At 72.3% G+C, this 6712-nt stretch carries 9 protein-coding genes; 6 read left to right on the forward strand and 3 right to left on the reverse strand.

Going from position 1 to position 6712, the window contains the following annotated elements:
* Positions 1–71: 71 nt before the first annotated feature.
* Genes ACM9LD_RS16640 through ACM9LD_RS16650 form a run of 3 tightly spaced genes read left to right on the forward strand, consistent with a single transcriptional unit; the run spans position 72 to position 2272 of the window.
* A complete protein-coding gene (locus ACM9LD_RS16640) occupies positions 72–449 on the forward strand; it encodes a YciI family protein (RefSeq protein WP_415677690.1) in 378 nt (125 codons plus the stop codon).
* Positions 449–1630 carry an RNA polymerase sigma factor gene (locus ACM9LD_RS16645; protein WP_415677691.1) on the forward strand — a complete coding sequence of 394 codons (1182 nt, stop codon included), beginning with the start codon at positions 449–451 and terminating at the stop codon, positions 1628–1630. Before ACM9LD_RS16640 ends, ACM9LD_RS16645 begins: the two co-directional genes overlap by 1 nt.
* 18 nt (positions 1631–1648) lie before the next feature.
* Positions 1649–2272: a maleylpyruvate isomerase family mycothiol-dependent enzyme gene (locus ACM9LD_RS16650; protein WP_415677692.1), complete on the forward strand. Its 624-nt coding sequence runs from the start codon at positions 1649–1651 to the stop codon at positions 2270–2272.
* 26 nt (positions 2273–2298) lie between these two features.
* Here the strand turns inward: ACM9LD_RS16650 and ACM9LD_RS16655 are convergent, their stop codons facing one another.
* Complete coding sequence (locus tag ACM9LD_RS16655) at positions 2299–3036, reverse strand: Clp protease N-terminal domain-containing protein (RefSeq protein ID WP_415677693.1); 738 nt, start codon at positions 3034–3036, stop codon at positions 2299–2301.
* 53 nt (positions 3037–3089) lie between these two features.
* Positions 3090–3719, reverse strand: a complete 630-nt coding sequence (locus ACM9LD_RS16660) for an NAD(P)H-dependent oxidoreductase (protein WP_415677694.1) — start codon at positions 3717–3719, stop codon at positions 3090–3092.
* A gap of 9 nt (positions 3720–3728) precedes the next feature.
* Between ACM9LD_RS16660 and ACM9LD_RS16665 the strand changes: the two genes are divergently transcribed.
* Complete coding sequence (locus ACM9LD_RS16665; RefSeq protein ID WP_415677695.1) at positions 3729–4136, forward strand: MerR family transcriptional regulator; 408 nt, start codon at positions 3729–3731, stop codon at positions 4134–4136.
* Here ACM9LD_RS16665 and ACM9LD_RS16670 read toward each other — a convergent pair.
* Entirely contained in the window at positions 4126–4479 is a 354-nt protein-coding gene (locus tag ACM9LD_RS16670; RefSeq protein WP_068524502.1) for a Fe-S protein, read from the reverse strand. The two genes, ACM9LD_RS16665 and ACM9LD_RS16670, sit on opposite strands and share 11 nt — an antisense overlap.
* 91 nt (positions 4480–4570) lie before the next feature.
* Between ACM9LD_RS16670 and ACM9LD_RS16675 the strand changes: the two genes are divergently transcribed.
* A complete protein-coding gene (locus ACM9LD_RS16675; RefSeq protein WP_415677696.1) occupies positions 4571–5764 on the forward strand; it encodes an NAD(P)/FAD-dependent oxidoreductase in 1194 nt (397 codons plus the stop codon).
* A 5-nt stretch (positions 5765–5769) separates the two neighbouring features.
* Positions 5770–6712 (forward strand): DUF5995 family protein (locus ACM9LD_RS16680; RefSeq protein ID WP_415677697.1); only part of this gene is annotated, 943 nt, incomplete at its 3' end.

The raw sequence follows: 6712 nt of genomic DNA on the forward strand, positions 1-6712 counted from the left end.
GTCGATTCGTCGGCGCCCCGATCGTCATCACTGTGCCCCGCCCTGGGGCAGAGTGGATACGAGGAGGAACCATGCATTACGCACTGCTGATCAACAACGCCGAACCCGCCGAGGGCGAGGTCCCGGAGGAGCTCATCCTGCAGATGCAGCGGGCGATGGCCGACTACACCGCTGCGCTGCAGGCCGCGGGTGTTCTGGTCGGCGCGGAGATCCTGGAACCGCAGGCGCAAACGGTCACCGTCACTCGGCGCGACGGTGACCTCCGGATCGAGGACGGCCCGTTCGCCGACACCCGCGAGGCGCTCGCCGGCGTCTTCTTGCTCGACGTGCCGGACCAGGACGCGGCCTTGGCCTGGGCCGAGAAGCACCCCGCGACCCAGTACGCGGTGATCGAGGTTCGCAAGGTCGCCGCGGCCTGCGCCGAGGGCATCTGGAACGCCGCGGACTGATGACCGGGGATGCCGAGGTGCGGGCGGAGAACGCAGCCCGCACCTCGTACGGCCGGCTCCTCGCGCTGCTCGCGACTCGCACCCACGACCTCGCCGCCGCCGAGGACGCCCTCGCGGACGCCTTCGAGCGGGCGCTCACGCGGTGGCCCGTCGACGGGACGCCCGACGATCCGGACGCATGGCTGCTCACCGTGGCGAGGAACCGCCAGCGCGACCGGTGGAAGTCCGCGGCCGAGCGTCGCTCGCTGCCCTTCGACGAGGAGGCGCACGATGCCGCGGCGCCGGGCGAGAGCCCCGACCGACGACTCGACCTGCTCCTCGTCTGCGCGCACCCGGCCGTCGCGGACGCGAGCGTGCCGCTCATGCTCAACACGGTCCTGGGCTTCACCGCCGAGCAGATCGGCGCGGCGCTGCTGATCCCCACGGCGACCATGGCCGCCCGCCTGACCCGCGCGAAGAAGCGCATCGCGCGCGAACGGATTCCGTTCGCGGTCCCCGAGCCGGATGCTCTCGCCGGTCGCCTCGGGCCCGTTTTCGAGGCCGTCTACGGCTCGTACTCGATCGAATGGCCCACCCCGCCGCGCGAGCGCCACGCACTCCTCCTCGGGCTGGCCGGGACCATCGCCGAGGCGGCCCCGACGGTCGCGGAGGCGCACGGCCTCGCCGCCCTGATGTACCTCTCCAGCGCCCGGCTGCCCGCCCGCGTCGACGAGGACGGACGTTACGTCCCACTGCCGCTGCAGGATCCGCGGCGCTGGGATCGCGACCTCATCGCCGCCGGGCACCGGCACCTGCGCTCGGCGCACGCCCTCGGTGCCGTCGGACGGTTCCAACTGGAGGCCGCCATCGGGGCCGTGCACTGCGCGCGCCGCCCGGGTGAGGCGCCGGACTGGGCGAACCTGCGGCGCCTCTACGACGCACTCGTCGCCCTGGCGCCCACGCGCGGCGCGGCCGTCGCGCGGGCCGCCGTCATCGCCGAGACCGACGGTGCGCGTGCGGGCCTCGATGCTCTCGACCTCCTCGACGGCGTGGATCGGCTCCAGCCCGCGTGGGCGCTCCGCGCGTCCCTGCTCGACCGCCTCGGCGATCCCACCGCCGGCGCCGCCTACGCCAAGACGATCTCGCTCACCACGGACCCTGCGGAACGCGAGTACCTGGCGCGGCGCGCTGGGATACGGTGAGCGGGACGAAGGAGTCTCATGTCCGATGTCTGGCAGCTGGTCCACGCGGAACGCCGCGCCCTGATCGCCTTCCTCGAGGGCGTCGACGACGCGCGTTGGGACACGCCCTCGCTGTGCCCGGGGTGGCGCGTGCGCGACGTCGTCGCGCACCAGATCTCCACCGCGGACACCACGCGCCTGGGTTTCATCAAGGGAATGATCCTGGCCCGCTTCGATTTCGACCGGGACAACCAGAACGGCGTCGACCGCGAGCTGGGACCGGCGGCGGAGATGCTGGACCGCTACCGCTCGCTCGTCGACCGCACCTCGGGCCCGCCCGCGCCGCTCGATACCCGGCTCGTCGAGGCCGTCGTGCACGGCGAGGACATCCGCCGGCCGCTCGGCGTCGTCGGCGACTATCCGGCGGAGGCGGTCGAACGGGCCCTGCGGCTGCAGGCTCGCACCGGGAAGGGCATGGGCGGAGCGAAGGAGCACATCGCCGGACTGCGGCTGCGCGCCACGGACGCGGACGTCACGCTCGGCGACGGCCCCGAAGTCACCGGTCCGCTGCTCGCCCTCCTGCTCGCCGTGAGCGGGCGCACCGTCGCCCTGGACGAACTGGGCGGGGAGGGCCTGCCCACCCTCACGGAACGGGTCTCCTGACGCTCAGCGCGGCGGCGTGATCGTGATTACTCCGGGGTGTACGCCGACAGCACCTCGCGCACCGCGGCGTCGATCGTCGCGTGATCCACGCCGCGCTCGGCCAGGAAGACCGCGCCCGGGCCGGTGCCCTCCGCCAGGATGCCGAGCAGGATGTGCTCGGTGCCGACGTAGTTGTGGCCCAGTCGGAGCGCCTCGCGCAGCACCATCTCGACGGCCTTCTTCGCCGCGGGCGAGAAGGGGATGAGCTCCGGGGTCTCGTCGGTGTCCGTCGTCGAGATCTGGCGGTGCAGGACGGCTTCGGTGACCGCCTCCTCTGTGATCCCGCGGCCGAGCAGGAGTCGTGCCGCGATGCCCTCGGGCTCGCGGAACAGGCCCAGCAACATGTGATCCGTGTCGATCGTCGGGCTCCCCGCCTCGCGCGCCTCGTCCTGCGCCGCCACCACGACGCTCCGCGCCCGGGGCGTGAACCGCGAGTAGGGCGAGCCGGTCGCGTCGATGAGCGCCGACGGGTCGATGCTCGGCGGCGCCGAGCGCTGCTGCGCGGCCTGTTTCGTCATCCCCATGGACTCGCCGATCGAGGTCCAGGTGGCGCCGCTGCGCCGCGCCTGGTCGACGAAGTGTCCGACGAGGTGGTCGGCGGTCTCGCCGAGGTGCGCCGCGACGGCGACCGCGTCGCCGAGGTGGGCGAGCGCGTCGCCGTCCGGGTGGAGCGCGTGGACGGTGCGGATGAGGGCGTCGAGGCTGACGGGATCACTCTGAGGCATGCGTCAAGCATGAGTTGACGTGACGTGTTTGTCAACCGCTGGTTGACGACGGGTCAGGCGGCGGCACCGTCGACGATGCGCGCGGCGACCGCCGCGGCCGCGTCCTCGGCCGCGACCTCGCGGGCGCGATGCTGATCCGGATCGTCCGATTCCCCGTCGCCCAGCAGGAACAGCCCGGAATCCTCCGCGCCCATGTAGTTCGCGAGGCCGTCGACCAGCTGGGCGTTCATGCCGTCGAGGTAGCCGTGCTTGCGGTACGTGGACTCGCCGACGGCGCCGATCGGGAAGAAGTACAGGCGCTTCGGCGCCGCGAGCTCGGCGCCGGAATTCGTGTCGTCGTACGCCCAGTCGCGCGTGAAGACGCGGTCGACCCAACCCTTGAGTGGTCCGGGGAGGCCCCACCAGTACACCGGGAAGACGACGGCGATCGCGTCGAACTCCTCCAGTCGGCGCTGCTCGGCCCGCACGTCCGCGGGGACGGCGGTGCGGTCGCGGTAGGCCGCGTGGTCGGCCGAACCGAACGTCGGGTCGAAGCCGGCGGCGAGGACGTCGTGCCGCTCGACCTCGGCGTACCCGCCGCGGAGCAGTCCGCGGGCCACGGCGGCGGCGGTGGAAGCGGTGGCGGAGTCGGCGTCGGGGTGGGCGGTCACCACGACCGCGCGGAGCTGCTGCTGATTCGTCATACTGAGAGCATGAACTCTGACACCAGTGTCATGGTCAAGCCCGGGCTGCGGATGCGTGACCTGTGCGCCCGCACGGGCGCCACGCCGCGCATGATCCGGCACTACGAGAAGACGGGGATCCTCGCGCCGGGGCGCGAGTCGAACGGCTATCGGGTGTTCACCGAGGAGGACGTGCGCACGGTTGCGGACGCGCGGTGTCTCATCGAGGCCGGGCTGTCGGCCACGGAGACGGCGGAGCTGGTGGGCATCGTCTGCGGCGAGGGGGACGCCGCGCCCGAGGAGCTGGACGCCGCACTGGTACGGATCGGCGAACGCCGCTCCGTGCTCGACGAGCGGATCGCGCAGCTCGTCGCCGCAAAGGAGAAGCTCGACGAGCTCCGCGACTACGTCCACGACATCCGCGGCGTCACCAGATGACGGCGAGTCCCGCGGCGGTCAGCGACAGCAGGCCCGCGGCGTAGAACATCCCGCGCGGCACGGCCTCGCCGGTCCGCTTCTGCCGCGCGCTGCCCATGCCGAGCAGGCCGCCGAGGACGAGCAGGATGACGAGCTTGATCCCGATCTTGGGGTAGTTCAGCTCGATTCCCGCGGGCCAGGGCGCGGCCAGCGCGAGGCCCGTGACGAGCGAGACCAGCAGCCCGTAGTCCATGACCCGTTCGAACCGGAACCGGCCCGCGGCCGCCGAGGCGACCCAGCCGCCGAAGGTGACGGCGAAGCCCACGATGTGCACCAGAACTATTACGTTGCGTAGTACTTCCATGGTCCGAGCGTAGCGAACCGGACGAATCGTGCACCCGTTACGGCGATTCGAGGGGTTCCCCTCGTCGGCGGACGGGTCTACGGTCGAGGACATGGGTGCGATCGTCATCGTCGGAGCAGGATTGGCGGCCGCGAAAGCGGCCGAGGCGCTACGGGATCTGGGCCACGACGGTCCGATCACGGTGATCGGCGCCGAATCCCATCCGCCCTACGAGCGACCCCCGCTGTCCAAGGACTACCTGCAGGGCAAGGCCGAGCGCGACAGCGTCTTCACCTTCGACGCCGCCTGGTACGCCGACCACGACGTCACCGTGCGGACCGGCGTCCGCGCGACGTCCCTCGACCGGGAGGCGCGCACCGTCGGCCTGGACACGGGGGAGTCGCTGCCCTACGACGACCTGCTGCTGGCCACCGGATCCCGAGCCCGGCCGCTGCCCGGGGCCGACGGGGTGCATTACCTGCGCACCCTCGACGACAGCGACGCCCTGCGGGCCGTCTTCGACAAGGGCGGTCACCTCGGCGTCGTCGGCGGCGGCTGGATCGGGCTCGAGGCGGCGGCCGCGGCCCGCGGGGCCGGCTTGGAGGTCACCGTCGTCGAACCCGCTGAGCAGCCGCTCCTCGGCGCCCTCGGCCCCGAGCTCGGCAAGGTCTTCGCCGATCTGCACCGCAGCCACGGCGTGGACCTGCGCACCGGCACCGGCGTGCGGGCCGTCGAGCCCGGCGGCCGGGGGCTGGTCCTCGAGGACGGGACCACGATCGAGACCGACGCCGTGCTCGTCGGGATCGGCGCGATGCCGAACGTCGAGCTCGCGGAGGCCGCCGGCCTGGAGACCGCCGAAGGCGGCGTGGCCGTCGACGCCGGGCTGCGCACCTCCGACCCGCACGTCTTCGCCGTCGGCGACATCGCCGCGGCCGAGAACCCGACGGTGGGCCGGCGCGTGCGCGTCGAGCACTGGGCCAACGCCCTCAACCAGCCGCGCGTGGCCGCCGCCAACATCCTGGGCGGATCCGAGGTCTACGACCGCCTCCCGTACTTCTTCACCGACCAGTACCAGCTCGGGATGGAGTACCTGGGCCTCTCGACCGGGTACGACGACGTGGTGATCCGCGGAGACGTGGACGCCCTCGAGTTCGTCGCCTTCTGGCTGAAGGAAGGACGCGTTCTGGCCGGTATGAACGTGAACGTGTGGGACGTGGGCGATGATGTGCGTGCGCTGATCACGTCCCGCCGGGTGGTCGACGCCGCTCGTCTCGCCGATCCCGGCGTACCGCTCGCGGAGGTCTAGTACGCATGATGCCCCGACGGTCGGCGCGGGTCGCCGGCACGATAGCCGCCGCCCTCGTCACCGTCGCGCTGGTCTCCGCCCCGTCGGCGACCGCGGCACCGTCGCCCTACTGCGGCACCGCGCTGACGCCCGCGGAGAACAAGCGCATCATCGCGCTCTCCGATCCGGCCGCACTCCCGATGGTGCCGACCTTCGCCAGTCTCGACGACCTCACGGTGCGGCAGCGCGCCATCGCCGACATCCTCGGCGCCCACCGCGACCGGCGTGGCCTGTTCGGCGTCGGCATGGACGGCGTCATCCGCGATGCCGTCACCCCGACGCAGCGCAACGAGGCCGGCCTCGACGACCCCCGGTACACCAAGTCGCTGTCCATCGACCTGGTGAGCCGCTACCTGCGGGCCGTCCACGCGCAGTGGACCGGCGGCGCCGTGCCGCAGTGGTGGGGCAACTACTTCCGGCTGGCCGCGCGGTGCGAGCTGCCGCCCGGGCGGGTCGCGATGGCGGGCTACAACGCGCACATCACCGTCGACCTCGCGTACACCGTCGCGCACACCCGCAGCACCCCGGCGAACGCGCTCGACTTCTACCGCATCGTCGACTCGATCGCGAAGAACGGCAACGTGATCCCGGAGCGGAGCAAGCGGATCTACGGCGCCGACCTGTGGGGCCTGTGGACCTTCTACTTCTTCGGCCAGGGGCTCGATCGCATCGTCGGCGCGGGCGTCGCGTCGAACCTGATGCTCCGCGCCGCCGACGACGGCTACAACACCCTCACCTTCGCGAACGGCCTCGCGCTGCAGAACCCCGGCGTGCGCCCGGTGACCGAGGGGGAGATCCTCGCGCTGTGGCAGACGGGCGAGATCGCCTTCGACGTCCTCTCCGGGCTCGGCGGCCTCGACACCCCCGTCGCCCCGGCGCCGAACCCGCGCCCCGCACCCACCCCGGTGC

Source organism: Tsukamurella hominis, assembly GCF_965137015.1.
GTDB classification, from domain to species: Bacteria; Actinomycetota; Actinomycetes; order Mycobacteriales; family Mycobacteriaceae; genus Tsukamurella; species Tsukamurella hominis.